General features: G+C 69.9%; 21 protein-coding genes. 8 read left to right on the top strand and 13 right to left on the bottom strand.

Annotated elements, in window-relative coordinates; all coding sequences use genetic code 11:
• Nucleotides 1–8: 8 nt before the first annotated feature.
• Genes CK206_RS04430 through CK206_RS04420 form a run of 3 tightly spaced genes read right to left on the bottom strand, consistent with a single transcriptional unit; the run spans nucleotide 9 to nucleotide 3,291 of the window.
• Nucleotides 9–785 carry an adenosylcobinamide-GDP ribazoletransferase gene (locus CK206_RS04430; protein WP_096905671.1) on the bottom strand — a complete coding sequence of 259 codons (777 nt, stop codon included), beginning with the start codon at nucleotides 783–785 and terminating at the stop codon, nucleotides 9–11.
• A gap of 6 nt (nucleotides 786–791) precedes the next feature.
• Nucleotides 792–2,549, bottom strand: coding sequence for a nicotinate-nucleotide--dimethylbenzimidazole phosphoribosyltransferase (gene cobT / locus CK206_RS04425; RefSeq protein WP_096905670.1), 1,758 nt, complete (start codon nucleotides 2,547–2,549; stop codon nucleotides 792–794).
• Nucleotides 2,550–2,589: 40 nt separating this feature from the next.
• The gene (locus CK206_RS04420; protein WP_096905669.1) at nucleotides 2,590–3,291 is read right to left on the bottom strand and encodes a DUF3043 domain-containing protein; all 702 of its coding nucleotides are present in this window, start codon (nucleotides 3,289–3,291) and stop codon (nucleotides 2,590–2,592) included.
• A gap of 166 nt (nucleotides 3,292–3,457) precedes the next feature.
• On the opposite strand from CK206_RS04420, the gene CK206_RS04415 reads away from it, so the two are divergent.
• Both CK206_RS04415 and CK206_RS04410 read left to right on the top strand, forming a co-directional pair.
• Nucleotides 3,458–3,805, top strand: a complete 348-nt coding sequence (locus CK206_RS04415) for an iron-sulfur cluster assembly accessory protein (protein ID WP_067714160.1) — start codon at nucleotides 3,458–3,460, stop codon at nucleotides 3,803–3,805.
• A 73-nt stretch (nucleotides 3,806–3,878) separates the two neighbouring features.
• Nucleotides 3,879–4,856, top strand: a complete 978-nt coding sequence (locus CK206_RS04410) for a carbohydrate kinase family protein (protein ID WP_096905668.1) — start codon at nucleotides 3,879–3,881, stop codon at nucleotides 4,854–4,856.
• A gap of 18 nt (nucleotides 4,857–4,874) precedes the next feature.
• On the opposite strand, the gene asnB is transcribed toward CK206_RS04410, so the two are convergent.
• Nucleotides 4,875–6,800 (bottom strand): asparagine synthase (glutamine-hydrolyzing), encoded by a 1,926-nt coding sequence (gene asnB / locus CK206_RS04405; RefSeq protein ID WP_067714154.1) that lies wholly within the window; start codon nucleotides 6,798–6,800, stop codon nucleotides 4,875–4,877.
• A 280-nt stretch (nucleotides 6,801–7,080) separates the two neighbouring features.
• Between asnB and CK206_RS04400 the strand changes: the two genes are divergently transcribed.
• Both CK206_RS04400 and CK206_RS04395 read left to right on the top strand, forming a co-directional pair.
• On the top strand, nucleotides 7,081–8,148 hold the full coding sequence (locus CK206_RS04400) for a cytochrome c oxidase subunit II (protein WP_096907279.1): 1,068 nt from the start codon (nucleotides 7,081–7,083) through the stop codon (nucleotides 8,146–8,148).
• A gap of 36 nt (nucleotides 8,149–8,184) precedes the next feature.
• On the top strand, nucleotides 8,185–8,601 hold the full coding sequence (locus CK206_RS04395; RefSeq protein WP_067714151.1) for a cytochrome c oxidase subunit 4: 417 nt from the start codon (nucleotides 8,185–8,187) through the stop codon (nucleotides 8,599–8,601).
• A 101-nt stretch (nucleotides 8,602–8,702) separates the two neighbouring features.
• Here CK206_RS04395 and CK206_RS04390 read toward each other — a convergent pair whose 3' ends face one another.
• Nucleotides 8,703–10,337, bottom strand: a complete 1,635-nt coding sequence (locus CK206_RS04390) for an HNH endonuclease signature motif containing protein (protein WP_096907278.1) — start codon at nucleotides 10,335–10,337, stop codon at nucleotides 8,703–8,705.
• A 140-nt stretch (nucleotides 10,338–10,477) separates the two neighbouring features.
• Between CK206_RS04390 and CK206_RS04385 the strand changes: the two genes are divergently transcribed.
• Complete coding sequence (locus CK206_RS04385; RefSeq protein ID WP_216824118.1) at nucleotides 10,478–11,050, top strand: DUF6512 family protein; 573 nt, start codon at nucleotides 10,478–10,480, stop codon at nucleotides 11,048–11,050.
• Nucleotides 11,051–11,133: 83 nt separating this feature from the next.
• Here the strand turns inward: CK206_RS04385 and CK206_RS04380 are convergent, their stop codons facing one another.
• Complete coding sequence (locus CK206_RS04380) at nucleotides 11,134–12,291, bottom strand: acyl-CoA dehydrogenase family protein (protein WP_067713690.1); 1,158 nt, start codon at nucleotides 12,289–12,291, stop codon at nucleotides 11,134–11,136.
• Nucleotides 12,292–12,439: 148 nt separating this feature from the next.
• Entirely contained in the window at nucleotides 12,440–12,964 is a 525-nt protein-coding gene (locus tag CK206_RS04375) for a DUF3253 domain-containing protein (protein WP_254050476.1), read from the bottom strand.
• 135 nt (nucleotides 12,965–13,099) lie between these two features.
• Here CK206_RS04375 and CK206_RS04370 point away from each other — a divergent pair, with 135 nt between their 5' ends.
• Entirely contained in the window at nucleotides 13,100–14,668 is a 1,569-nt protein-coding gene (locus tag CK206_RS04370) for an FAD-dependent oxidoreductase (RefSeq protein WP_096905667.1), read from the top strand.
• A gap of 34 nt (nucleotides 14,669–14,702) precedes the next feature.
• On the opposite strand, the gene CK206_RS04365 is transcribed toward CK206_RS04370, so the two are convergent.
• From CK206_RS04365 to CK206_RS04345, 5 genes are all read right to left on the bottom strand, one after another.
• Nucleotides 14,703–17,171: an AAA family ATPase gene (locus tag CK206_RS04365; protein WP_216824117.1), complete on the bottom strand. Its 2,469-nt coding sequence runs from the start codon at nucleotides 17,169–17,171 to the stop codon at nucleotides 14,703–14,705.
• A 95-nt stretch (nucleotides 17,172–17,266) separates the two neighbouring features.
• Nucleotides 17,267–18,889 (bottom strand): cytochrome bc complex cytochrome b subunit, encoded by a 1,623-nt coding sequence (locus tag CK206_RS04360; protein WP_096905666.1) that lies wholly within the window; start codon nucleotides 18,887–18,889, stop codon nucleotides 17,267–17,269.
• Nucleotides 18,886–20,076, bottom strand: a complete 1,191-nt coding sequence (locus CK206_RS04355) for a ubiquinol-cytochrome c reductase iron-sulfur subunit (RefSeq protein ID WP_096905665.1) — start codon at nucleotides 20,074–20,076, stop codon at nucleotides 18,886–18,888. Before CK206_RS04355 ends, CK206_RS04360 begins: the two co-directional genes overlap by 4 nt.
• Nucleotides 20,073–20,957, bottom strand: a complete 885-nt coding sequence (locus CK206_RS04350; RefSeq protein ID WP_096905664.1) for a c-type cytochrome — start codon at nucleotides 20,955–20,957, stop codon at nucleotides 20,073–20,075. The genes CK206_RS04355 and CK206_RS04350 overlap by 4 nt, the downstream gene beginning before the upstream one ends.
• Nucleotides 20,958–21,013: 56 nt before the next feature.
• Entirely contained in the window at nucleotides 21,014–21,625 is a 612-nt protein-coding gene (locus CK206_RS04345) for a heme-copper oxidase subunit III (protein ID WP_067713706.1), read from the bottom strand.
• Between the two features lie 291 nt (nucleotides 21,626–21,916).
• Between CK206_RS04345 and trpD the strand changes: the two genes are divergently transcribed.
• Complete coding sequence (gene trpD, locus CK206_RS04340) at nucleotides 21,917–22,975, top strand: anthranilate phosphoribosyltransferase (RefSeq protein WP_096905663.1); 1,059 nt, start codon at nucleotides 21,917–21,919, stop codon at nucleotides 22,973–22,975.
• On the opposite strand, the gene CK206_RS20650 is transcribed toward trpD, so the two are convergent.
• On the bottom strand, nucleotides 22,962–24,593 hold the full coding sequence (locus CK206_RS20650; protein ID WP_268091943.1) for a DEDD exonuclease domain-containing protein: 1,632 nt from the start codon (nucleotides 24,591–24,593) through the stop codon (nucleotides 22,962–22,964). The two genes, trpD and CK206_RS20650, sit on opposite strands and share 14 nt — an antisense overlap.
• Before the next feature lie 154 nt (nucleotides 24,594–24,747).
• Here CK206_RS20650 and CK206_RS04330 point away from each other — a divergent pair, with 154 nt between their 5' ends.
• Complete coding sequence (locus CK206_RS04330; RefSeq protein ID WP_096905661.1) at nucleotides 24,748–24,966, top strand: hypothetical protein; 219 nt, start codon at nucleotides 24,748–24,750, stop codon at nucleotides 24,964–24,966.
• Nucleotides 24,967–25,037 lie beyond the last annotated feature (71 nt).

The raw sequence follows: 25,037 nt of genomic DNA, 5'->3' as shown, positions 1-25,037 counted from the left end.
GCGCCCCGTCAGAGCAGGAGCACCGCCGCCACCAGCGCGGCGGCGGTGCCCGTCTCGATCACCGCTCCGAGGACGTCCCCGCTGATCCCGCCGAACCGGCGGACCGCGTGTCGGCCGAAGCCCGCCGCGGCGCCGTAGGCGGCGACGCCCGCCACGGCGCCGGCCGCGGGGGCCCACCACGTGGCGGCGGACCACCCTGACCCCGCCAGCGCGGCGCCCGCGGCCGCACACACCAGTCCGGTCACCACCACGGCGACGCGGGACTGGGAGCCGGCGACGAGCGCGCCGAAGCCGGTCGGCGACGCCGCGGGGACGCCCCGGCGCAGCAGGACGGCCGGTAGGCACCGCGAGAGGACGACGGCGGCGACCGGGGCGAGCCAGGCCCCCGAGTCGACCAGGGTGCCCAACGCTGCCACCTCGGCGAGCAGAACCAACACCAGGACGGCGGCCCCCATCGGCCCGACGGACCCGGACCGCATGATCTCCAGTGCGCGATCCGGGCCGGCGTACGACCCGAGTCCGTCCGCGGTGTCGGCCAGCGCGTCCACGTGCATCCCGCGGGTGAGGGCCAGAACGACCGCCACCCCGATCACCCCGGACAGCAGCGCGCCGGCCCCCATCGCGTGCACACCGTGGGCCAGTGCGGTCGCGACGACGCCGCACACCAGGCCGACGACGGGCATCGCCGTCATCGCCCGGCCGGCCACCGCGGAGTCGGGGACACCCGGTCGCCCCACGGGCAGCACCGTCATCCACGACAACGCGAGTCGGACCGCGGCGAGCACGGGTCGTCAGTCCTTGCCGGCGACCCCGGCGTCGGCGAAGGTCGCCATCTGCGTGAGGATCGCGACGGCGTTGTGGACGACGGGCAGGGCGGCGACGGCCCCGCTTCCCTCACCCAGACGCATCGAGTGTTCGAGGATCGGGTCGAGGGACAGGTACGTCAGCGCGGCGGTGTGGGCGGGCTCCGCGCTGCGGTGGCCGGCCGCCCACCACTGGCGGGAACCGGGTGCCATCGCCTCGGCCATGAGCGCGGCGGAGGTGACCACGGACCCGTCGAGAAGGCACGGCGTCCTACGAACTGCGGCCTGGGCCAGGAACCCGGCCATCGCGGCGAGGTCCGCACCGGAGACCTTGCGCAACATCGCCACGGGGTCCCGCAGGTCGCCGGACGCCCGGAACATGGCGTCCCGGATCGCGGCGGTCTTGCGCATCCAGCCCTCGTCGTCGATCCCGGTTCCGCGGCCGACCAACTCGACCGGCTCGCGACCGGTGACGAGACACGTCAGCACGGTGGCCGGCGTGGTGTTGCCGATGCCGAGGTCGCCCGCGATGAGCAGGTCCGCCCCGGAGTCGACCTCCTCGTCGGCGATGCGACGACCGGCGGCGATCGCGGCCCGCACCTCCTCGGGGGTCAGGGCGTCCTCCCTGTCGATCGACCCGCTGGAGCGGCGGATCTTGTGGTCGTCGAGCCCTCCGGGACGCTCGGCCGACATCGCCATGTCGGCCACCCGGACCGTGGCGCCGGCCATGCGGGCGAGGACGGACACCGCCGCGCCGCCGCCGACGATGTTGTCGGCCATCTGCAGCGTGACCTCGCGCGGGAACGCGGACACCCCGTGTTCGGCGACGCCGTGGTCACCGGCGAACACCACCACCCTGGCGCGGTCGAGCGGGCGGGGCGGGCACGCCTCCTGGCACGAGGAGACCCACACGCTCAGCTCCTCGAGCCGACCGAGGGACGTCGCGGGCTTGGTCAACGTGAGATGCCGGGCGCGGGCCTCCTCGGCGACGGAGTGGGACGGCGGGTGAACCGGGGGGAAGGCGACGGGGTCGTCGTAGTACGACACGTCGCCCAGGCCGGGGAAGTCGTGGGGGACGGTATCGAGGTCCCGGGGCGCGGCCGCGGCCTCGGCCTCGGGCGCGCCGACGGCACCCATCGTCGTACCGGTGGCCGTCGTCGCACCGGTGACCGTCGCCGTCGCCGCGGCGGGGGTGCGCGCGACGCTACCGGCGGTCGGGTGCACGGCCTCGAGGGGGAGGGGGCGACCGGCGACGACGAGGACCGCCGAGTCGCACACCCCGGCCAGCCGCCGGTTGAGCGAACCGATCACGTCGGCGAACACCCGACCGGAGAGCGTGTCCGGCACGACTCCCAGACCGACCTCGGGCGAGACGAGGACGAGGGTGCCGGAGTGCTCGGCGACAGCGGTGACGAGGGCGTCCAGGTCCGCCGCGACCGCGGCACCCCCGTCGGTCCACCCGAGTGTGGCGTCCATCCGACGCGTCAACCAGCCTCCGAGGTCGTCCACGAGGATCGTCGATGTCGGGTGGTCGGCGAGGACCCGGACGATGTCCTCCGTCTCCTCGGTCACCCACCGGGTGGGCCGGCGCTCGCGGTGTGTCTCGATCCGCGCGGCCATCTCGTCGTCCCCGGGGTCGCGCCGGGCCGTGGCGACGTACACGACGTCGTCGTCGGTGGCCGCGGCCACCGACTCGGCGTGGGCGGACTTGCCCGAGCGGATACCACCGAGGACGAGCAGGCGCATGGGGGTCAGGCCCTTCCGGGGATCAGTGGCTCTGGACGGGTCAGATGGCGTCGCCCGGGCGGACCCGGGGGCGGGGGGTGCGGAGCATGCGGGGCTGCGTCGCACGCATGACGGCGTACCACCCCATGCCGAAACCGGTGTCGTCGGTGGACGGGAACCTCTCGCGGACCGCCTTGTTCACGGTTCGTCCGAGGAGGATGCCGTCGACGACGACGACCATGATGAGCACCAGGAAGAGGGTCTGGCTGTAGACCATGAGGGTCGGGTTCGGGATGAGCTGGAACACGATCACGAACAGGGCGAGCGGCATGAACCAGTTGATGAGGCGCCGGTGGGTGTCGACCCAGTCGCGCGCGAACCGGCGGACCTCTCCGCGGTCACGGGAGAGCACGTAACGGTCGTCGCCCTCCATCATGAGCTGGCGGCGCTCCTCGCGCGCGGCGCGCTCGCCGGCCCTGGCGGCCCGACGCTCGTCCTTGGTCATGGTCGCCTGGGCGGCCTTCTTGCGCTCCTTGGCCTCTTTGCGGGTGACCGGCGCGGTCACCGGACCCTGGCGCACCCCGCGGGCGCGCTCCTGGTCGCGACGACGGGGCGTCGGCTTCCCCTTGCCCGCGGGGCGGCGCGGGTCGCCGGAGGGCTCGGAGGCAGCCGCATCCGCGGACGCGGACGCGGGCCGCCCCTCGGGGGCGGGGGAGCCTTTGCCGCTCTCGTCGTCTCTGGAGCCGAATGCACGCAACTTCACACACCCAGGCTAGGCGATCGACACCGGCGCCGGACATTCACCCATGGGCGACAGCAGGCGTATCGTGTGCGGGGGAACGGGTGCCGGGGAATAGAGGACTCCCCGGTGGGCGTTGAACCTTTCACGACGCCCCCGAAGCCCTCTTCCGATCGCAAGGAGAACCGACATGACCACTGCGGAGAACACCGCTACCGGCGTACTGCTCACCGAGGCAGCCGCCGCCAAGGCCAAGGCCCTGCTGGACCAGGAGGGTCGTGACGACCTCTCGCTGCGCATCGCCGTCCAGCCCGGTGGCTGCGCGGGCCTGCGCTACCAGCTCTTCTTCGACGACCGCTCGCTCGACGGTGACGTGGTCGACGACTTCGGCGGCATCAAGCTCGCCGTCGACCGGATGAGTGTCCCGTACCTGACCGGTGCGTCCATCGACTTCGTCGACAGCATCGAGAAGCAGGGCTTCACCATCGACAACCCGCAGGCCACGGGCTCCTGCGCATGCGGCGACTCGTTCAACTGACGCCGCGGTCGCGCTGAGGACCGGGCGACCCGGGCCGATCACCGATCGGTCCGGGTCGTCTACTGTCTGGGGCATGCCCGTCGTCATCACAGGTTCCATCGCCACCGACCACCTCATGACCTTCTCGGGTCGCTTCTCCGAGCAGTTGCTGCCGGACCAGCTCGCGCACGTGTCGCTGAGCTTCCTGGTGGATTCGCTGCAGATCCGCCGGGGCGGGGTCGGCGGCAACATCGCCTTCGCGCTCGGCGTCCTGGGTCGGCGACCCCATCTGGTGGGGGCGGCGGGCGAGGACTTCGTCGAGTACCGCGACTGGCTCGAGCGGCACGGTGTCGACTGCTCGGCGGTCCACATCAGCTCCGCGCTGCACACGGCGCGGTTCGTGTGCACGACCGATTCGGAGATGGCGCAGCTCGCGTCGTTCTACCCCGGCGCGATGGGGGAGGCGGCGACGATCTCGCTGGCTCGCCTGGCCGACCGGATCGGCCGTCCGGACATCGTGCTCATCGGGGCCAACGACCCCACGGCGATGCACTCCCACACGATGGAGTGCCGCGAGCTCGGTCTGGACTTCGCCGCCGATCCCTCCCAGCAGCTCGCGTTCCTCGACGGGGACGCGGCCGGTGAGCTGGTCGACGGGGCGCGGTACCTGTTCACCAACGAATACGAGTACGAGCTGCTGCTCAACAAGACCGGGTGGTCGGCCGAGGAGCTGGACGCCAAGGTCGGCACTCGCGTCACCACCCGGGGTGGGAAGGGCGTCGTGATCGTCGAGCAGGGCGCGGAGCCCATCGAGGTCGGGATCGTCCCGTCGGACAACCTGCTGGATCCCACGGGGGTCGGCGACGCGTTCCGGGCGGGCTTCCTCTCCGGTGTCCTGGACGGGTTGTCGCTGGAGCGTTCCGCCCAGTTCGGAGCCCTCATCGCCACCCACGTCCTGGAGACCACGGGCACGCAGGAGTGGACCATCGACCCGGCCGCCGCCCGCCGCCGGCTCGTCGATGCCTACGGGGACGAGGCCGCCGAGGAACTGTCGGCGCTCCTTCCCGCCTGACCGTCCCGCCGCCTCCTGCTAGAGGCGGACGGGGTACTCGCGCTGCTCGATGTCCGGGGTGATCCGGCCCTCGACGAAGATGCCGTGCCAGATCATGAAGCACAGCATGGTCCAGATGCGACGACTGTGATCGGACTCGCCGCGGCGGTGCTCGTCGAGCATCCGCAGTACCGCGGCTTTGTCCACGAACTCGTCGGTGCCGGACGCCGCCACGTGCTCGCGTGCCCAGTCGTGCAACTCCGGCCCGGCCAGCCAGTGACGGGTCGGGACGGGGAATCCCAGTTTCTTCCGGTGCAGCACGTGGGCGGGAACGATCCGTTCGAGGGCCTTGCGCAGTGCGTACTTGGTGGTGCCGTGGGCGACCTTCTCGGTGTGGGGGAGCCGCGACGCGACCTCGTAGACCTCACGGTCGAGGAACGGCACCCGTAGCTCGAGGGAGTTGGCCATGGTGACCTTGTCGGCCTTGACCAGGATGTCGCCGCGCAGCCACGTGAACAGGTCCAGGTGCTGCATCCTCGCGACGGGGTCCCATCCGCGGGACCGCTCGTAGATCGGCGCGGTGACGTCCTGGTGGCTCCACTCCGGTCGGTAGTCGCGGAGGACCGCCTCCACCTGCGCGTCGGAGAAGGAGCGGGCGTTGCCGTAGTACCGGTCCTCGAGGCTCATCGAGCCGCGGTGCAGCAGGCTCTTGCCCCGGGTGCCCTCCGGGATCCGGGTGCTGAGTCTGCCCAGCGCACGACGGATCCCACCGGGGACCTTCTCGAACGGCGCCAGCGACAGGGGCTCCTTATAGATGGTGTAGCCGCCGAACAGCTCGTCCGCGCCCTCACCCGAGAGGACGACCTTGACGTGCTTACGCGCCTCGCGGGCGACGAAGTACAGCGGGACCAACGCCGGGTCGGCCACCGGTTCGTCGAGGTACCAGATGATCTCGGGGATCGCGGCGGCGAACTCCTCGGGCGAGACCACCTTGACGATGTGCTCCACGCCGATCGCGGCGGCCGACTCGGCGGCGACGTCGATCTCCGAGTACCCCTCGCGCTCGAAACCGGTGGTGAACGTCAGGAGGTTCTCGTTGTGGCGTCGCGCGAGGGCGGCGATGGCGGTGGAATCGATGCCCCCCGAGAGGAACGAGCCGACGGTGACGTCGGCGCGCATGTGCTTGGCGACCGAGTCCTCGAGTGCGGCGGCGATCTCGTCGTAGCGGCGCTCGGCGTCGCCGTCGGCGACGGGCACGACGGGGAACGTGGGCTCGAAGTAGCGCTGGATCACGGGCTCGGTGCCGGGGGTGACCGTGGCATGGCATCCCGACTCCAGGCGCCGGACGCCCCGGGTGAGGGTCTCGTCCTCCGGGACGTACTGGAGGGTGACGTAGTGCTGGAGGGCGCGGGTGTCGAGGGAGGTGTCGACGACGACGAGGTCGATCAGTTCGGTGACCGACTTCTTCTCGCTCGCGAACACGGTTCCGCCGGGTCCGGTCGCCATGTACAGGGGCTTGATGCCGAAGGGGTCCCGGGCGACGAACAGCGAACGCTCGACGGTGTCCCAGATCGCGAAGGCGAACATTCCGCGGAGCCGGCGGACGGCCGAGGGGCCCCAGTGGTGGAACGCCACGACGATCGGCTCGCCGTCACCCTCGGTGGCGAACACGGCACCGTGCTCGCGCTGCAGCTCCTCGCGGAGTTCGAGGTAGTTGTAGATCTCCCCGTTGAACACCAGCGCGTAACGGTCCGGCTGCTCGGGCGGACCCCAGCGGAGCGGCTGGTGAGAGTGCGCGATGTCGATGATCGACAGGCGGTTGAACCCGAAGGCCATGTCGCCGTCGACCCAGGTGCCCACCTCGTCGGGGCCGCGGTGGCGCTGGCACCCCATGGCGCCGAGGACCCGCGCCTCGTGGGTACGGGCGGAGCCGTCGGGGGTGATCAGACCAAGCAGGCCACACATGCGTCGGGTACCTCGTCCATCGTCGTCGGGGCGTCAGCGGTGACCCGCCCGAGCGGGTCGCGACGCGATCGAATACTACTGGTCGGCGGAACCCCTCCGGCCCCCCGCCGACGGCGTGGGGGAGCGGGCGGGTGAATTGCCGGACCCGCGGCTTCCATTCTGAGAGCCGTGGTCTACTCTTTTAAGGTGTCCCGGCCACGTGGTCGGTGCCGCTGATCAGGAAGGCGTGATGGTGGAACAGCGTGACGGGCGTCGTCGGACGCGCAGGGCGACACTCGCGATGTCTCTCGGCACAGTGGGCTTGCTGTTGTCCGGTTGTAGCCTCCAGACCGACAACAAGTGGTGGAACCAGACGATGAACTTCGGCTTCCCGACCGGGATCACCCCGGAGGGCGTCGCGATCCGCGAGTTCTGGACGGGCACAGTCATCACGTCGCTCATCGTCGGCTTCTTCGTGTGGGGCCTGATCTTCTGGTCGATGGCGTTCCACCGCAAGCGGAAGAACGACGACGGCGAGTTCCCGCGCCAGACCGCGTACAACGTGCCCCTGGAGCTCATCTACACGGCTGCGCCGTTCGTGATCATCTCCGTGCTCTTCTACTTCACCGTGGTCACGCAGAACAAGGTGCTCGATCTCCGTCCGCAGGAGGAGGTCGGCGTCAAGGTCGACGTCACCGCCTACCAGTGGAACTGGAAGTTCGGCTACAACAAGGTCGACGTCGCGGGGGCCAGCATCGAGGACGGCACCAACGTCGAGGCGCAGCGCGCGGCCGAGGAGGCCGGTGTGCTCTCCGACGAGGTCCGTGAGGCCCTGGGTCAGCAGGGTGAGCCGGCGGCCGGCGGCCCGATCCACGGTCGTCTCGCCGAGGACAAGTCGTACCTCCACTACAACAACATCGAGACCGTCGGTACCTCCGAGGAGGTTCCGGTCCTGGTTCTGCCGACCGACACGCGCATCGAGTTCCGCCTCGCGTCGGCCGACGTGGTCCACTCGTTCTGGATCCCCGAGTTCATCTACAAGCTCGACGTCATGCCGCACCCGGGCAAGAACCAGCAGTTGAGCATGTTCCAGATCGAGGAGATCGATCGCGAGGGTGCGTTCGTCGGACGCTGTGCCGAGATGTGCGGTGTCTACCACGCGATGATGAACTTCGAGCTGCGCGCGGTATCGCCGGAGGCCTTCGCCCAGTACATCCAGTTCCGTCAGGACAACCCGACCGCGTCCAACGCGGAGGCGCTGGAGTCGATCGGCCAGGACCCGTACTCGACCTCCACCGCACCGTTCAAGACCGGACGCAGCGATACCCGTGACCAGAACAACATCATCGAGACCGCGTCGGGCAACTGACGGTTCTCCCGGTATCACGCGAAGGATTCCTGAACGATGAACGCAACAGTACGAATTTTCGACGCCCTGTTTATCTTCCTGGCCGTCATGGGTATCGCGTACGCGTACCTCACCGGTACGTCTCGGACGGGCGTCGAGTGGGTCGGCGCCACGGCCTTCGTGCTCTCGGCCGGCCTGAGCCTGCTGATCGGTGGTTACCTCCGCTTCGTGGCGCGGCGCATCAGCACCCTGCCCGAGGACTTCGAGGAGGCCGAGGTCTCCGACGGCGCCGGCGAGCTCGGCTTCTTCAGCCCGCACAGCTACTGGCCCGTGCTGGTGGCCTTCTCGGTCTTCATCATCGGCTACGGAGCGGCCTTCTGGAACTGGTGGGTGCTCATCGGCGGCGCCGTCGCGCTGGTCATCACCGCCTGCGGCCTGGTCTTCGAGTACCACTGGGGTCGCGAGAAGCACTGACCGTCTGACCGTCTTCCACCGGGGCCCGGTGTCGCACGCTGCGACACCGGGCCTTTGTGCTGTCGCCACCAGGGTGTCGGCCCGGGCTCGCCGCGCGCCGGTCAGAAGGGTGGTGGGTCGGGGTCGTGGTGGTGGTCGGGTGTGGTGTCTGGTGGTGGGGCCATGGTGTTGGCTTTGCGTTCGGCGGCCAGGCGTAGGGCGCGTCGGTACCAGTGGGTGCTCTGGGGTCGGGGGTTGAGCCAGGGTCGGCGTGGGGGTGGGATGTCGCTCTCGGCGCCGGCGTCGGTGCCGGTGTCAGCCCCGGTGTCGGTGTCGGTGGTGTGGTGGCGCCAGCGGGCGAGGGGTCCGTCGGGGTGGGTGGTGAGGGTGTGTCCGGTGTCGGTGGTGATGGTCAGGGTGCCGTCGGGGGCGAGTTGGTAGTGCCAGTTGTGGAAGGTTTTGAAGCGGTGGTGGTTGCGGCACAGGGCGGCGAGGTTGTTCTCGAGGGTCGGGCCGCCGGCGGTGGGGTCTGTGTGGTTGAAGGGGCGGACGTGGTCGATGTCGCAGGCGTCGGCGGGGACGGAGCAGCCGGGGTGGCGGCAGGTGCCGTCGCGTAGGCGGATGCGGTGGGCCAGTCGGTCGCTGATGCGGTAGCGGTGGGCGTGGTGGGGGGTGTCTGCGGCGCCGGGTGCGGTGTCGGGCACGGTGATGGTGGCGCCGGTGCTGCGGGTGAGTAGTTCGATGAGGGCGTCGATGGTGGCCGGGCCGCCTCGGGGGAGGTAGACCTCGGGTTCGCCGTCGGGGCCGGGGGGTGCGAGCACGGTGATGGTGGGGCGGATCTGGGTGGCCGGCGGGCGGTGAGCCGCACCCGCGGCAGTGCCTGCGCCCGCGCTCGTACCCGTGCCTGCGTCGGTGTCGGTGCTGGGGTGGCCGAGGAGGGCGGTGACGAGGGCGTCGGCGCGTAGTTCGTCCATGCTGCGGATGGTGTCGGTGTCGAGGGCGTCGGCGCCGTGGCGGCGGGTGTTCTCAACGCGGGTGCGGGTGTCGCGGTGGCGTTGGTCGGTGGCCATCGTCTGCAGGAGAGTGTGGATGGCGGAGGCTTCGGTGGCGGTGAGGTGGGCGGTCAGGTCGGCCATGCCGTCTGGGCCGCGGCGCAGGGTGACGCGGCGTTCGCGGACCGCGGCGGTGCGGCGCAGGCGTACGCCGTCGGGGTCGTGGGCGGCGATGATGCGGTCGGTGTGGGACAGGATCGCGTCGCGTCCGGGGCGCCTGCCGGCGGCGAGGGCGGCCAGGAGCCAGTCGATGACCTCGCGGTGGACGGCGTCGCGGTGCAGGGAGTCCACGGTGCGCATGTGGCGTGCGAGCAGGGTGGCGGTGGCTTCGTCGAGGTGGCCGGTGTCCATGGCCTCGACGAGACAGGGGAACTTGGTGACCAGGGTGATGGCCAGGGTGAGCAGGCTGCGGGCGCGGTTGTGGTGCACGCCGTAGGCGGCGACGATCTCACTTGTGGCGATGGTCAGTGGGTCGATGACGGCGTGTTCGGGGCGTTGGTCCAGGCCGGGGCCGTAGCCGGCGGCGATGTCGCGTAGTTCCTGTTCCTCGCGGCAGGTGGCCCACAGGTCGTGGCAGGCGCGCAGCCGGGCGGCGGCCGCGCGATTCTCGGCGTGCAGTGCCGCCAGGGCTGCGGAGCTGGCGGCGGTGACGGCGGGACTGCCGGCCACCGCTCCGGCATCATCCCCGGTAGTCGTCTCCCGCATGTGCACCCCCTCGGGCGGGCGAGTGCCGCACCCCGTATCGCTCGTGTGTTCGATTGGGGAAACACTAGCAAGCAGGTCCGACACACGGCTCTGACCTGGGAAGACCGGCGGACTGCGCCGGTCGGTGGGAGGATGAGACCGTGTTGGACACGGGTGCCGTCGTCTCGGTGAGTTGGTGGGCGATCATCCCGCTCATCGTCGTCGGCTCGGTGCTCCACTTCGCCTACGACTGGAACGGGCACAACCGGGTCGTGGCCGTGTTCGCCGCGGTCAACGAGAGTTACTGGGAGCACATCAAGATCGCCGCCTGGCCGACCATGGTGCTGTACGCGGCCCTCTTCGTGCTCGGCGGCGCCTCGCAGCCGTCCTTCGTGCCCGCGGCCACTGTCGCCCTCTATTCGATCCCGGTGACGATGATCGGGGTGGTCTTCGTCTACAAGGCCGTCGCAGGTCGCAATGTGCTGTGGGTGGACATCGCCGTGTTCGGCCTGTGCATTACGCTCGCCCAGGTGATCTTCGTGTGCCTGCTCAGCGGACTGGAGGCGGACGTCCTCGTCGTCGTCCTCTCGGTTTTCTACCTGGTGGGCATCGTCGCCGCCTACGTGGTGTTCACCCTGAGGCCCCCCGCCGAACCCGACGTCTTTATCGACCCCATCACATACAGATACGGGGTCGAGGGGCACGCCGACTACGAGGCCGCACCCGGGGACTGACGGGCAGAGGGAGTCCGTCGGACGACTCGGGCCCCGTCCGCGGGGAGCGGACGGGGCCCGACGGAGCCAGGGGGTCGTGGGACCTACAGGCCCATGTCCTTGGCGATGATGGACTTCATGACCTCGTTGGTGCCACCGTAGATGCGGTTGACGCGGTTGTCCGAGTACAGGCGGGCGATCGGATACTCGTTCATGAAGCCGTAGCCGCCGTGCAGCTGGAGGCAACGGTCGATGACCTCGGCGGCGACCTCGGTGCAGAACAGCTTGGCCGAGGCCGCCTCGGCGGCGGTGAGCTCGCCCTCGTCCAGCGCCTCGAGGGCGCGGTCCGCGACGGCCTGCGCGGCGTCGACCTTGGCCTGGCACGCGGCCAGCTCGAACTTGGTGTTCTGGAACGAGGCCACCTCCTTGCCGAAGACCGTGCGCTGCTGCGTGTACTCCTTGGCGAACCGCACGGCGGCCGCGGCCTGGGCATACGCACCGTAGGCGATGCCCCAGCGCTCGGACGGCAGGTTCTGCCCGAGGTAGTAGAAGCCGCGGTTCTCCTCGCCGAGCAGGTCTTCGACCGGGACCTTGACGTCGGTGAAGGACAGCTCGGCCGTGTCGGAGGTCTTGAGTCCGACCTTGTCGAGCTTGCGGCCCACCGCGTAGCCCTCGAGCTTGGTGTCGACGGCGAGCAGCGAGATGCCGAAGCGGCGGTCGTCCTCACGCGGGGGAGCGGTACGGCAGGCCACGATCACGCGGTCGGCGTGGACGCCGCCGGTGATGAACGTCTTGGCACCGTTGAGGACGTAGTGGGTGCCGTCAGCCGAGAGTTTGGCGGTGCTCTTCATGCCTGCCAGGTCGGACCCGGTGCCGGGCTCGGTCATCGCCAGCGCCCACATCTCCTCGCCGGAGACGAACTTGGGCAGGTAGCGCTGCTTCTGCTCCTCGGTCGCCAGGGCCTTGATGTAGGGGAGCCCGAGCAGTACGTGGACACCCGAGCCGCCGAAGTTCACGCCGGCGCGGGCGGTCTCCTCGGACTGGATGGCCTCGAACTTGTGGGAATTGATCCCCGCGCCGCCGTACTCCTCGTCGACGTTGATGCCGAACAGGCCGAGGTCGGCGAGCTTGTAGTAGAACTCACGCGGGACGATGCCGGCCTCGAACCACTCCTGGAAGTGGGGGGTCACCTCGGACTCGATGAAGTCACGGAGGGTCTGGCGGAAGGCCTCGTGGTCTTCGTTGAACACAGTGCGGCGCAAGTGCGTGCCTTTCCGTTGGACGTTCTGCTCCGGTGGCAGGCCACCGTGGAGGGGAGCGGAGCGTCAGGTTGGTGTACTCCTACTGGTGAGTAGCCTACAAGAATTCGAACTCTCTGACCCGTCCGCCGGCCCGTCCGACGCCGCGACGTCACCCCGTCGGCGGAGTGAATTCCAGGCCGTCGTCGGCGATCAGCCTGATCGGCCCGGTCACCTCACGTCCGGTGACCCGCTCGCCACGCTGGGTCACCGCCACCACGCCCTCCTCGCGGAGGTCGAACGCGACCTCTCGGGCGACGGGCATGAGGTCGCGCCAATGATCCCCACCCGCCACCCGGGCCGCATCCGACGGGCAGATCGACCCCTGGCCGCGCGAGCGCAGGAGCGTCCTGATCGTCGCGGCCAGTCGATCGCGTGTCCCCTCCCGGGTGGGTGCCCACCACGGGTCGCCGCGCTCACCGAGCGCGACCTTGGCGTCGTGCACCATCACCCGGGCGGCATCGCCTTCGGTCTTGACCAGCCGGCGACCGGTCATCAGTGCCCGGACGAGCTCCGAGCGGAGCTTCTCGGGGATGGACGGATCCGTCGCGCGCCACCGCGGGCCCCCGACCGCGATGTGTCGACCGTCCTCGGTGTGCTCCACGCCGGCGCCGGTGCTGTCGTCTCGATCGGTCACACCCAGATCCTGCCCCGCCTCCCCCTCGTTCCCCACCGATCGCCGATCGAGGGTGTCGCACACCGGGCCGGTGTTAGGGTCACGGCAGAAACTGGAACGTGTTCCACCAGAGCTGGATGACGATGAGGGGCTGCCGTGACGGCGCAGGACAACACATTCGACGCGGAATTCGACGTGGTGGTCGTGGGGTCGGGGGTGGCAGCCCTCTTCGGTGCCGCGGCCGCCGCCGCCCGGGGTCTGTCGACCTGCCTGATCGAGAAGACCGACCGCTTCGGGGGGACCTCTGCGTACTCCGGCGGCGCCGTGTGGCTCCCTGGCAACTCCGTCCTCGCCCGGGACGGGGTCGAGGACTCCGTCGAGCGGGGGCGCACCTACTTCCGCGCCGTGGTGGGGGACCGCACCGCCGCCGACGTCCAGGACGCGTTCCTCAACACCGGGCCGCAGGTCGTCGAGTTCCTGCAGGACGAGCTGGGCATCCCGACCCGCTTCCAGGCCTTCCCCGACTACTTCGACGCCCCGGGGCGCCAGGAACTCGGCCGGAGCATCTACCCCAAGCCCATCAAGGGCGAGGAGGTCGGCGACCGGGCGACCGACATCCGTCCGCCGGTTCCGGCTGACCAGTTCGGCGCGGACGAGGACACCGCCAAGCTCGAGGGCGGCAGGGCCTGGGTGGCGCGACTCGTACTCGCACTCGACGCGATGGGCACCGCGGAGACCCGACTGAACACCGCCGCCGAGGAACTGGTCCGTGACGACGACGGACGTGTCGTCGGGGTGGTCGTGAACGGTGTCTCCGGCCGGCAGGTGCTGGGCGCACGCCGTGGGGTACTGGTCGCCGCCGGCGGTTTCGAACGGTCGGCGGACCTCCGCCGCCGCTGGCAGGACATGCCCACCGCCGACTGGTCCTCGTCCCACCCCGCCACGGGCTCGGGCGACGCCGTCCGCATGTTCGAGCAGGTCGGCGCGGAGCTGGACCTGCTCGACCAGTCCTGGTGGTGCCCCGCCACGCTGTTCCCCAACGGGCACGCCGCGTTCACCCTGGGCTTCCGCTCCGGGATCATCGTCGACGGCACCGGCCGGCGATTCGCCAACGAACTGCTGCCGTACGACCAGATGGGGCGCAAGATGCACGCCCGCATGGCCGACGGGGCCGGTGACGAGTTCTGGTTGGTGTTCGACGACGCCGAGGCCGGCGGCTACCCGGCGATCTGTATCCCCGCACCCGAGCCCGACGCGTTGCGCGGGGCCGGCCTGTGGCACACCGCGGGATCCGTCGAGGAACTGGCCGAGGCCACCGGGCTCGATCCCGCCGCGTTGCGCGAGAGCGTGGACCGGTTCAACGGCTTCGCCGAGCAGGGGCGCGACGCCGACTTCGCCCGCGGCGAGGACCCGTACGGGCGGTTCTTCCTGGGTGCCGCCACGGCCGATCAGTGCCTGCGGCCCGTCGGCGGCGACCAGCTCCACGCCGTCCGACTCGTCCTCGGCGACCTCGGCACCAAGGGCGGTGCGGTCATCGACGCGAACGGCGCCGCGGTCGACGCGGACGGTCGCCCCATCCCGGGTCTCTACGCCGCCGGCAACTCGTCCGCGTCGGTCTCCGGTGAGGCCTACCCGGGGCCGGGGGTGCCCCTGGGGTCCGGGATGACCATGGCGTACCGGGCGGTGGCCGACATGGCCGGACAGGCCCTCCCGATCGCTCCCTGAGCACGGCGCCGGCGCCGGCGACGAACCACCCCGGTCAGCGGCCGGCCCATGCGAGGAAGTCCGCGGCCGCGATGACCGGCGTGCTCCACTTGTGGGCCGCCCTCGCCTTGGTCGACTGGCTGCCCGGCTCCGCGACCACCAGGGCGTCGCAGCGACTCTTGGTGACCGCACCGACGGGAACCAGGCCACGGCCGAGGGCGAGGGCCTCCATCTCGTCCCGGGACACGAGGACGCCGCTGCGGTCCAGGGCGCTGCCGGAGAAACACACCCGCGTCCCGGGCCGCAGGACGTCCGCCGCGCCCGCCTCCGGCGGAGCCTCCAGCCCCGGCGTCAGGTCCGAGCCCACGATCTCGGAGGCCAGCCGGAGCCGCTCCAGCACGTCGGCGGTCATCGGCACCCGCTTCGCGGCGCGTCGGATCTGCCCGGCGACGAGTCCGCGCGCGCCTGCCCGGAGATCGCGGTCGCCCGGGGTGACGATCTCGTCGTCGTCGTCGTCGTCGTCGTCGTCGACCTCGGCCCCCGGGCGCCCACCGCGGCGGGGGCGCCCCAACAGAGCGGCCCCGACCTCGGCGCTGATACCGAGCATCGCCGACAGTTGGGGGAGTACCTCGGAGGTCGGTGGGCGGACGTCGGCGTCGCGGCTGAGCAGGTAGCCGACCGCGGCCTCGTCGACGAGGTCGGCGTCGAACGTGCCGGCCGCCGCGTCATCCAGGTGCAGCCGCCCGTGGGCCTCGAGCGCCACCCGCGCACGCGCGAGGGCCGATCCGGAGCGGCCACGTGCCCGCTCACCCGGGGTGAGGGCGTCGGTGGGGATGTCGACCCCGACCGGCAACGGCACCGTGCCTCCCAGGCGCGCGAACTCGGCGTCCAGTCGACCGAGAGTGACGTCGAGGTCCACGCCGACCGGGGTGTGCCCGTCCACCAGTGGGGCGACCATCGACCACGCCTCGAGGAGCGTGGGGGCGAGAAGGACATCGGAGACGGTGATGCCGTAGTCCGTCCGCGCCCGGGCCAGGTCGCGCTGGGGATTGACCAGCGTCGTCACCGCGGTGCCGTCGGGGAAGGCGATGGCGAGCTCCACCGGCCGGGGCCGGGACCGGGGCCCGTCCTCGCCGACGGACACCACCGCGACAGCACAGCAGCGGCGGGCCGAGGGCCCACCGTCCGGCGCCCGCAGGAATCGGATGATCCGCCGGTCGGTCTTGAGGTCCCCGGGCAGCACCGGCCGGGTGAGGACGAGGCCTCCCAGCGACCGACAGCGGCTCAACGCCACGTAGAGCTGCCCCGCCACGAACGTGCCGCCGCCGAGGTCCACGACGACCCTGTCCAGGGTCTGTCCCTGGCTCTTGTGGATGGTCACCGCCCAGGCGAGGGTGAACGGGAACTGAGTGAAGGACCCGACCACCTCGTGTCGCATACCGCCGCCGTCCGTCACCGGTCGGGTGACGTCCCAGGTGTGGAGCGCGACCTCGGCGGCCTCACCGCCGATGAAGGCGACGACGACGACGGGCCCTCGCTCTCCGCGGTCGCCCCGTCGCCCGAGGGTCACATCGAGCACCCGTCCGATGGATCCGTTCACCCAACGGTCCGCCGGGTCATTGGTGAGCATCATGACCTGCGCGCCGACCTTGAACCCCAGCACCTCCCGGGTGGGGAGCTCGAACCCGGTGAGATCGCCGGTGAGCGTCGCCTCCATCGCCAGTTCCGACCCGGACAGCCGATCGAGGCGGTGTTGGTTGTGGCTCGCGGCCCTGCGGTTGGTGGTGGTGAGCGTCAGCCAGAACTCGGCGTCCGGCGGATCGAAGTCCGGGTCGGTGCGGGAGTTGAGCCGTTCGCGCGCCGGGCCGACGAGAGCGCCCTCGCGGATCGAGTTGAGGATCGCGGTGAGCTCCGGGTCACCGGACTGCCGGAAGACATGGGTGAGGTCGACGGTGGGGAAGTGCTCGGGGTGGTAGCGCTCGGCCGAGAAGAAGTACGGCGTCGGGTAGGTCGCCTCGAAGGACGATCTCTCGGAGGCCGTCACCACCGGCGGTAGCTGGAAGAGGTCACCGACGAGGACGAGCCGGACGCCCCCGAACGGCATCGTCGGGTCCGGGCCGAACCTCTCGAGCGCGATGGCGACCATGTCGAAGACGTCGGCCCGCAACATCGACACCTCGTCGATGACGAGCGTGTGGGCGCCGGCGAGGGCCTGGGTGAATCGCCCGGGACGGTAGGCGCTGCTGCGCACGTGGTCGACCGTGTGGTCGGGGTGGAAGCCGAACAGCCGGTGGATGGTGTAGCCGCCCACGGTGAGGGCTGCGATCCCGGTGGGCGCGGCGACGAGGGTGGGGTGGTCGGTCTCGGCGAGGAACCGGCGGATCAGGGTCGACTTTCCGGTTCCGGCCCTACCGGTGAGAAAGAGATCGTGTCCCGAGTGCAGAAGGTCGAGTGCGCGGTCGACCTCGTCGGTGAGCACGAGTCCTCCGCGTCCGGGGCCCACCGGCATCCGATCGTCGCTCATCTGTGCCTCCCCTCGGCCGCGACGGCTGGCTTCCGACGACCGCGGGCCGGACCTCCAGGTGGAGATCCGGCCCGCGGTCGGGTGCTGTCGGGGAATCAGTGCCCGTCGTGGCGACGAGTCCGGTTCTCCTCCTGCAACGTGGTGAGCATCGAGTGCTCGCGGTGGTGCTTGTCGTGGTCGGCGTCCTCGAGCAGACGGGCCTCCTCGACCGGATCGGCCTTGAGAGCGCCCCGCGGGGGACGGCCGGCCACACCGAGCTGGTTCATCTTGGTGGGCACCTTGGCGCCGGCGTAGGCGAGCGGAACGGCATGGCCGTGCTCGTCCATCTCGCCGAGCGGCTGGTGCACCTCGATGAACTCGCCCTGCGGCATCCGCATGATGATGCCGGTCTCGATGCCGTGCTCCAACACCTCGCGGTCCGCGCGCTGGAGACCCAGGCACAGGCGGTAGGTGGCGAAGTACACCAGCGGCGGCAGCAGGATGAGCCCGATGCGACCGGCCCACGTCGTCGCGTTGAGCGAGATGGCGAAGTGGTACGCGATGAGGTCGTTGGAACCCATCAGGACCAGGATCACGTAGAAAGTGATCGCCATCATGCCCGAGGCGGTACGGACCGGCACGTCGCGCGGACGCTGGAGCAGGTTGTGGTGCGCCTTGTCCCCCGTGATCTTGGCCTCGATCTGCGGGTACAGGAACATCAGCACGACCATGGCACCGAGCATGACGGCCACCCAGGTGGTCGCCGGGATCGTGTACGGGCCGAGGTAGAGCTCCCAGGCCGGCATCACACGGGCGCCGCCCTCGGTCCACAGCATGTACCAGTCGGGCTGCGAACCGGCGGAGATGTGCGACGGGTTGTATGGCCCGAGGTTCCATATCGCGTTGATCGTGAACAGGCCCGCGAAGAGCATGAGCATGCCGACGGTGATGGCACCGAACGCGATCGACTTGACGGCGAAGACCGGGAGGATCCGGACGCCGACGACGTTCTTCTCCGTGCGGCCGGGCCCGGGGAACTGCGTGTGTTTCTGGTACCACACCAGCGCGAGGTGAGCGGCGATCAGCGCGAGGATGATGGCCGGGATGATCAGCACGTGCAGGACGTAGAAGCGCGGGATCATGATCTCGCCGGGGAAGTCCCCGCCGAAGATCATCCAGTGCATCCAGGTTCCGATCACGGGCAGACCCACGATGATCCCGGAGGTGATGCGGAGGCCGGTGCCCGAGAGCACGTCGTCCGGCAGACCGTAGCCGAGGAAGCCCTCGACGATGCCCAGGAGCAGCAGCACGCAACCGATGGTCCAGTTGGCCTCACGCGGGCGGCGGAACGCACCGGTGAAGAAGATGCGGATCATGTGGACGACCATCGACGCCACGAACAGCAGGGCCGCCCAGTGGTGGATCTGCCGCACGAAGAGTCCGCCACGGACCTCGAACGAGATGTCCAGCGCGGTCTCGTAGGCACGAGACATCTCGATTCCGTTGAGCGGCGCGTACGCACCCTGGTAGATCACCTTCGACATGGAGGGGTCGAAGAACAGGGTGAGGTAGACACCCGAGATCAGCAGGATGATGAAGCTGTACAGGGCGATCTCGCCCAGCAGGAAGGACCAGTGGGTCGGGAAGACCTTGTTGATCTGCCGGCGCAGACCCTTGGCCATGGTGTACCGCGCGTCGAGGCCGTCGCCCAGTGCCGCGAGTCTCGTGTTGTTGCTCATGAACGACGCTCCCAGAAGGCAGGTCCGACCGGCTCGATGAAGTCACCGTTGGCAACGAGGTAACCCTCGCTGTCGGCGGCGATGGGCAGCTGCGGCAGTGCACGGGCGGCGGGGCCGAAGATCGGCTTTGCGTACTCGAGCGCGTCGAACTGCGACTGGTGGCACGGGCAGAGGAATCGATGGGTCTGCTGCTCGTACAGCGACGTGGGGCAGCCGAGGTGGGTGCAGATCTTCGAGTAGGCGTACAGGTCGCCGTAGTTGAAGTTCTCCTGGCCCTTGCGCTTGGTCACGCGGGCCGCGTCCTCGGGACGGAAACGGATCAGCATGACCGCGTTGCGTGAGCCGTGGATCGAGTGCATGTGCTCCTCGAAGTTGCCCAGGGCGCTGGCGGGGAGGGGGAAGACGGACTCGAGGCCACCGGCGGACAGGTCGTCCACACGGATGCGCTCGAGGCGACCCTCGCCGGCCGGCGGGTGCCCGTCGGGGTAGACCTTGCCGGTGTCGCGGCCGAGGTAGACCTTCTCCGGCGGGAGGCCGTCGGGACGGGTGTCGGACGCCAGGGTCCACCCGGTGGTGTGCAGCGTGCCGTCACCGGCGAGGGTCATCTCCCCGCGCTTCCACGGGTTCTTGATCATGCCGCCGAGCGGCAGGATCGCGGAGAGGCCGATGAGCCCCACACCCGCGCCGAGGAAGCCGCCCATGACCTTGCGGCGGCCGAGGGTGGAGGTCTTCCACGAGTCGTTGAGCTCGGCGACGAAGGTGCGCCGGTCGAGATCGTCCGAGGCGCCGTCGTGGCGGGTCTGGACCGAGATCTCCTCGGGGATGAACTTCTTGGTGAACTGCACCGCGCCGAAGCCCAGGAACAGGATCGACAGCCCGATCGTCAGGCCGAGCAGTGGCGTGTAGGTCATGTACAACCAGTAGCCGTCCTCACCCTCGCCGCGGTACTCCCACGGCCAGAAGATGTAGACGACGGCGAAGGCGAGGCCGAACAGTGCCGACAGCGCGAACCAGGTGGTGACGGTCAGCGCCGCGCGCTTCTCGGCGCGGGTGGTGGTGCCCTCCGGGAAACGGGCCTCGCGGAACCGGACGTCGACCTCGTCGAGTTCGGTGCCCATGCGCACGAGCTCGGCATCGCTCATCCGGTCGAGATCCGCAGGGGACGGGTTCTTCGGGGTCTCACTCATGAACGGGATCCGATCCACAGGGTCGCGCCGATGAGGGCGACGATGCCGACAAGCCACATGGCCACACCCTCGGTCACGGGACCGAGGCCGCCGAGGCCGTAGCCTCCGGGCGAGACCTTGGAATCCGAGTCCTTGACGAACGCGATGATGTCCTTCTTCTCGTCAGGGGTGAGTTGACGGTCCGAGAATTTGGGCATGTTCTGGGGTCCGGTGAGCATGGCCTGGTAGATCTCCTGCTCATTGGCAGGGTCGAGAGTGGGGGCGTATTTGCCCGACGACAGAGCGCCGCCGCGACCGGTGAAGTTGTGGCAGGACGCACAGTTGAGGCGGAAGAGCTCTGAACCGCGTGCGATCTCCTCGGCGCGGGCCTGACCGGAGGCACCGCGCAGCGACTCCTGGGCGATGGTGCCGTCCGGGTCGGTGACGACCTCGGGGCCGCCACCGTAGAGGTCGACATACGCTGCGAGCGCGATGATCTGGTGCTCGCTGTAGCGGGGCTTCTTGCGCTCCGCCTGGGCCTCGTTGTCCGCCGCCGGCATGCGGCCGGAGTTCACCTGGAAGTACGTCGCTCCCGCGCCCGTGCCGACCAAGGATGGACCGCGGTCCTTGACGCCTTGGAGATTTATCCCGTGGCAGGTGACACAGGAGACCTCGTAGAGCTGCTTTCCGTCGGCGATGAGCGCGGCCTGGTCCTGTTGAGCCGTCGCGACCTGTGGCTCGGGAATGACAGCCGTGGCGACAGCGCCCGCCCCGACGAGGCCGCCCGCGATGACTAGCGCGCCGACTGCCTTCCGGCGACGCTTCGTGGACACTGGGCGCGCTGGAGCCACAACGGGGTCCGGCGACGGCGTATCGGCAGCGGGTGGGAGAGGAGAGTTCATTGTGAGTTCCCTTTGGAGTTGGGACCCGCTGGACACAGCGTCCTGCGGCCAGCTGACTACTGAATGAAGTAGATGGTGACGAAAAGTCCGATCCAGACCACGTCGACAAAGTGCCAGTAATACGACACGACGATGGCGGCTGTGGCCTGCGCCGGCGTGAATCGCGACATCGTGGTCCGCATGACCAGTACGACGAACGCCAGGACGCCCGCCAACACGTGAAGCCCATGGAAACCGGTGGTAATGAAGAATACCGACCCGTAGACGCTCGACGAGATCGTGACGCCCTCGAGGTAGAGCATCACGTACTCGTACGTCTGTCCGATGAGGAACACTGTTCCCATCAAGGCGGAGATCATGTACCACCTGCGGAGTCCGAAGACGTCACCCTGCTCGGCGGCGAAGACGCCCATCTGGCAGGTGAACGACGACGCCACCAGGATGACGGTGATCGTCAGGGCGTACGGCACATTGAGGTGTACGGGATAGGAAGGCCAGTCACCTCCCGAGTTCGCCTTGGAGACGAAGTACATCGCGAACAGGCCCGCGAAGAACATCAGCTCCTGGGACAGCCAGACAATGGTGCCCACACTGACCATGTTCGGCCGATTCAGCGAATGAACACGCTGGGCCATGGCCGATCCTGAGTTATCTACTGCGCTCGTCACGTGGCCAAGTATGACCCCTGAGGAGGGACGAGTCTGCACGGACCCCCGAAATCGGCGTGTCTGTCCAGCGTTTCCGCAGGTCGCTTCGGAAACTCTCAGGGCAAGGGTCGGTATTGGTCCCCCTTGCAGGGGCTATCAGGGCACTCTCAGGCGAGCACCGGCCGCTCGCCGCCGCCGGAGTGCAGGGTGTCAGCGCACGGGCCGGGTCGGAACAGTGGCACGATTGACGACGTGCGGGCGGCGCCCTGTGGGGCGTGTCCGTTTCCATGACACCAGAGGAGGTCGGGACACGTGGGCAGTTCGGCAGCGTTCGACGGGGGCCGGTCGTGGCCCGGGGTTCTCGGTACCCTCACCGCGGGCGGGGACCTCGATCCGGCGGAGGCCGGGTGGGCGATGTCCCGGATCATGGAGGGTGTCGCCACCGACGCTCAGATCGCAGCCTTCGGCGTTGCCCTGAAAATGAAGGGCGTCACGGGTCCGGAGCTCGACGCGCTGGCCTCGACCATGCTCGACTACTCCCGTCGGGTGCCCACTGATCGTCCCTGCGTGGACATCGTCGGTACCGGTGGCGACCGCCAGGGCACGGTGAACATCTCCACGATGTCCTCTCTCGTGGTGAGCGCCTGCGGGGTGCCCGTGGTCAAGCACGGCAACCGGGCGGCGTCGTCCAAGAGCGGCGGTGCCGATGTGCTCGAGGCGCTCGGGGTGGCGATCGACCTCGGCCCGGAGGACGTCGGGCGGTGCCTCGACGAGGTGGGCGTGGCCTTCTGCTTCGCGCCCGTGTTCCATCCCGCGCTGCGTTTCGCCGCGACTCCCCGGCGTGAGATCGGGATCCCGACCGTCTTCAACATCCTCGGGCCTCTCACGAATCCCGCGGCACCCGCCGCGAACCTCATCGGCTGCGCCTTCGAGGGGCTGATGACGGTGATGGCGGAGGTGTTCGCGTTGCGCGGTAAGTCGGCGCTCGTGGTGCGTGGGTCGGATGGTCTCGACGAGATCACCATGACCGGTCCCACCCGGGTCCTGCGGGTCTCGGGCGGTCATGTGGACGAGGATCAGGTCGAGCCCGCCGACTTCGGGATGAGCGCCTGCTCGATCGAGGAACTACGGGGTGGGGACGGCGTCCACAACGCCGGGGTCGCCCGCGATCTCCTCGCGGGAGCGCGGGGCCCGGTCCGCGATGCGGTATTGCTCAACTCCGCGGCCGCGCTGGTGGCCTTCGACGGTCTCGAGCGTGGTTCCGACCTGGTACCTGCCATGCGGGCCGCGGTGGACCGGGCCGCGGCGGCGATCGACGACGGCGAGGCGGGGCGGCTGCTCGAGAAGTGGGCCGGGTTCAGCGTGCGCTGACGAGTCCCGTCCCGCGGTGCTCGGCGGCGGCGCTCTCGGCCAGGGCCGCCCAGCCGGTCAGCGTGTGCGCCCCGTCAAGGGGGAGCGTCCAGCAACCCTCGACCGAGACGATGCGTGTCCTGGTCGAGTCGATCCACCGGTGGACGTTCCGGATCTGGGCGGCGGTGGCACCGGCGAAGGGGCCGGGGCCGGGCTGCACGGTGGTCGCGGCGGCCCGGAGTCCGTCGATGACCGGCATCGGTGCCGCTCCCGGCGGGACGACCCCGGATCCGGCGAGTCGACCGTGGCGCACCACCGCGACCGCCCACGTCCGGCGCGGCGCCGGCTGTGCGAGAACGATCTCGGGCAGCGAGGCCGTGGCGGCGAGTTCCTGCCGTCGGGAGAGGACCCGCACGAGAGCTGCGGTCCTGTCGCGGAGCCTGGCCGCGCGTTCGAACGCGCCCTCGGCCGCGAGTACCTCCACGCGGTCGACCAGATCCCGCAGGGGGCCGGAGTCCCGTCCCTCCGCCAGCGCCGCCCAGCGATCGGATCCCGGGGCGGTGCCGAACACGCCGAGGAGGTCCTCCCGGGCGGCCCGGGCGTCCTCGGCGCGCCGGAAGGGCCCGATGGCGGCGGGGTCGTCCGGCGTTCGCACGACCTTCGGGCGGGTGGCGCGGCCGGTGGGGGGCGTGAGCCACCAGCCGCGGCGCGGGCTCCGCGACCGGGTGTTGAACGGGGGTTGAAGCGAGTCGATGAGCTGTTCCTCGACGGTCCACGCCTCGAGGAGGTGGGCGCACGCGACCGAGTCGATCGAGTCGGCCAGCCCGACCATGGTGCGCATCCGTCCGCGCGTGTCACCGCCGGAGTAGTAGGACCGGGCCCGTCTGCGGACCGCGCCGGACGAGCCGACGTACAGGGCGCCACCGGCGTCATCCCGGAACACGTAGACACCGGGCCCCTCGGTCAGCGAGCCGGTCATGGCGGCCCGCCGCCTCACCTCCGGGGAGAGACGACCGTCGTAGGCCCGTAGCTCCGACAGGGTCGAGACCCCGCAGTCGCCGACCCGCGAGATCAGTGCGTGGAGCACGTCGACCGTGGCGCGGGCGTCCTGCAGGGCCCGGTGATTGGGCTCCACGGTGGCCCCCAGGTGCGCGGCGAGGACTCCCAACCGATGGCCTCGTGTCTCCCCGCGGTGCAGCACCCGCCTCGCGAGAGCCAGGGTGCAGAGCGACGGGGGATCGGGCCACGGGCGCCCGGTCGACGCGGCGGCGGCCCGCAGGAAGCCCAGGTCGAACCGCGCGTTGTGGGCGACGAGGACGGCCCCGCGGGAGAATTCGAGAAACGTCGACATCACCTCGCCGAGACTCGGGGCACCGACGAGGTCGTCCGGAGCTATCCCCGTCAGTCTGCTGATGTGGCGGGGCAGGGCACCGTCGATCGAGACGAACGTCGACAGTTCCGCCTGCACCTCGCCGCCCCGGACGCGTACCGCGCCGATCTCGGTGATCTCGTCGCTTCCGGTCCGGGTGCCCGTCGTCTCCAGGTCGACCACGACGAACGTGACGTCGGACAGCAGAGGCTCGAGATCGTCGAAGGCTGCCTGCACCCCGGTCGAGACGGGGGAGGGGGATCGGGGCATGGCGGAGACGGTAGCCCCGCCCTCCGACACCGCCGGCCCCGCCGTGGTTGTCGGACCTTGTCCCTAGGGTGCCCCGCAGTACGACCACCCCGGGCCCGGATCGCGGCTCGATAACGAACGGGCAACACGCCCAGGACGAAGTGTGAGGTAGATCATGTTCACGATGGACTGCGTGCGGTGTCCCGCAGGACCCGCCGCATGTGACGGGTGCATCATCGCCGTTCTCGACGCCGGAAAACCGCAGGTGGACGAGCTATCTCCGGAGTCGTGCGGCTATGTTCTGGACCCGGAGGTCCGCGAGGCGATCGACGTCCTGCGCGAGGTCGGAATGGTCTCCACGGTCGAGATTCTGGGGGCTGACGTCGCCGCGTGAGCGATGAACTGGACTTCGACGAGACGGTTTCGTAACCTTTTCGAGACCTCGGAAGTCATCGCCCGCCTGCC

Source organism: Dietzia sp. WMMA184, from assembly GCF_002441635.1.
Taxonomy (GTDB): domain Bacteria; phylum Actinomycetota; class Actinomycetes; order Mycobacteriales; family Mycobacteriaceae; genus Dietzia; species Dietzia kunjamensis.
The sequence above is the reverse complement of the archived record's forward strand: the minus strand, read 5'-3'. Positions and strand labels throughout refer to the sequence as shown.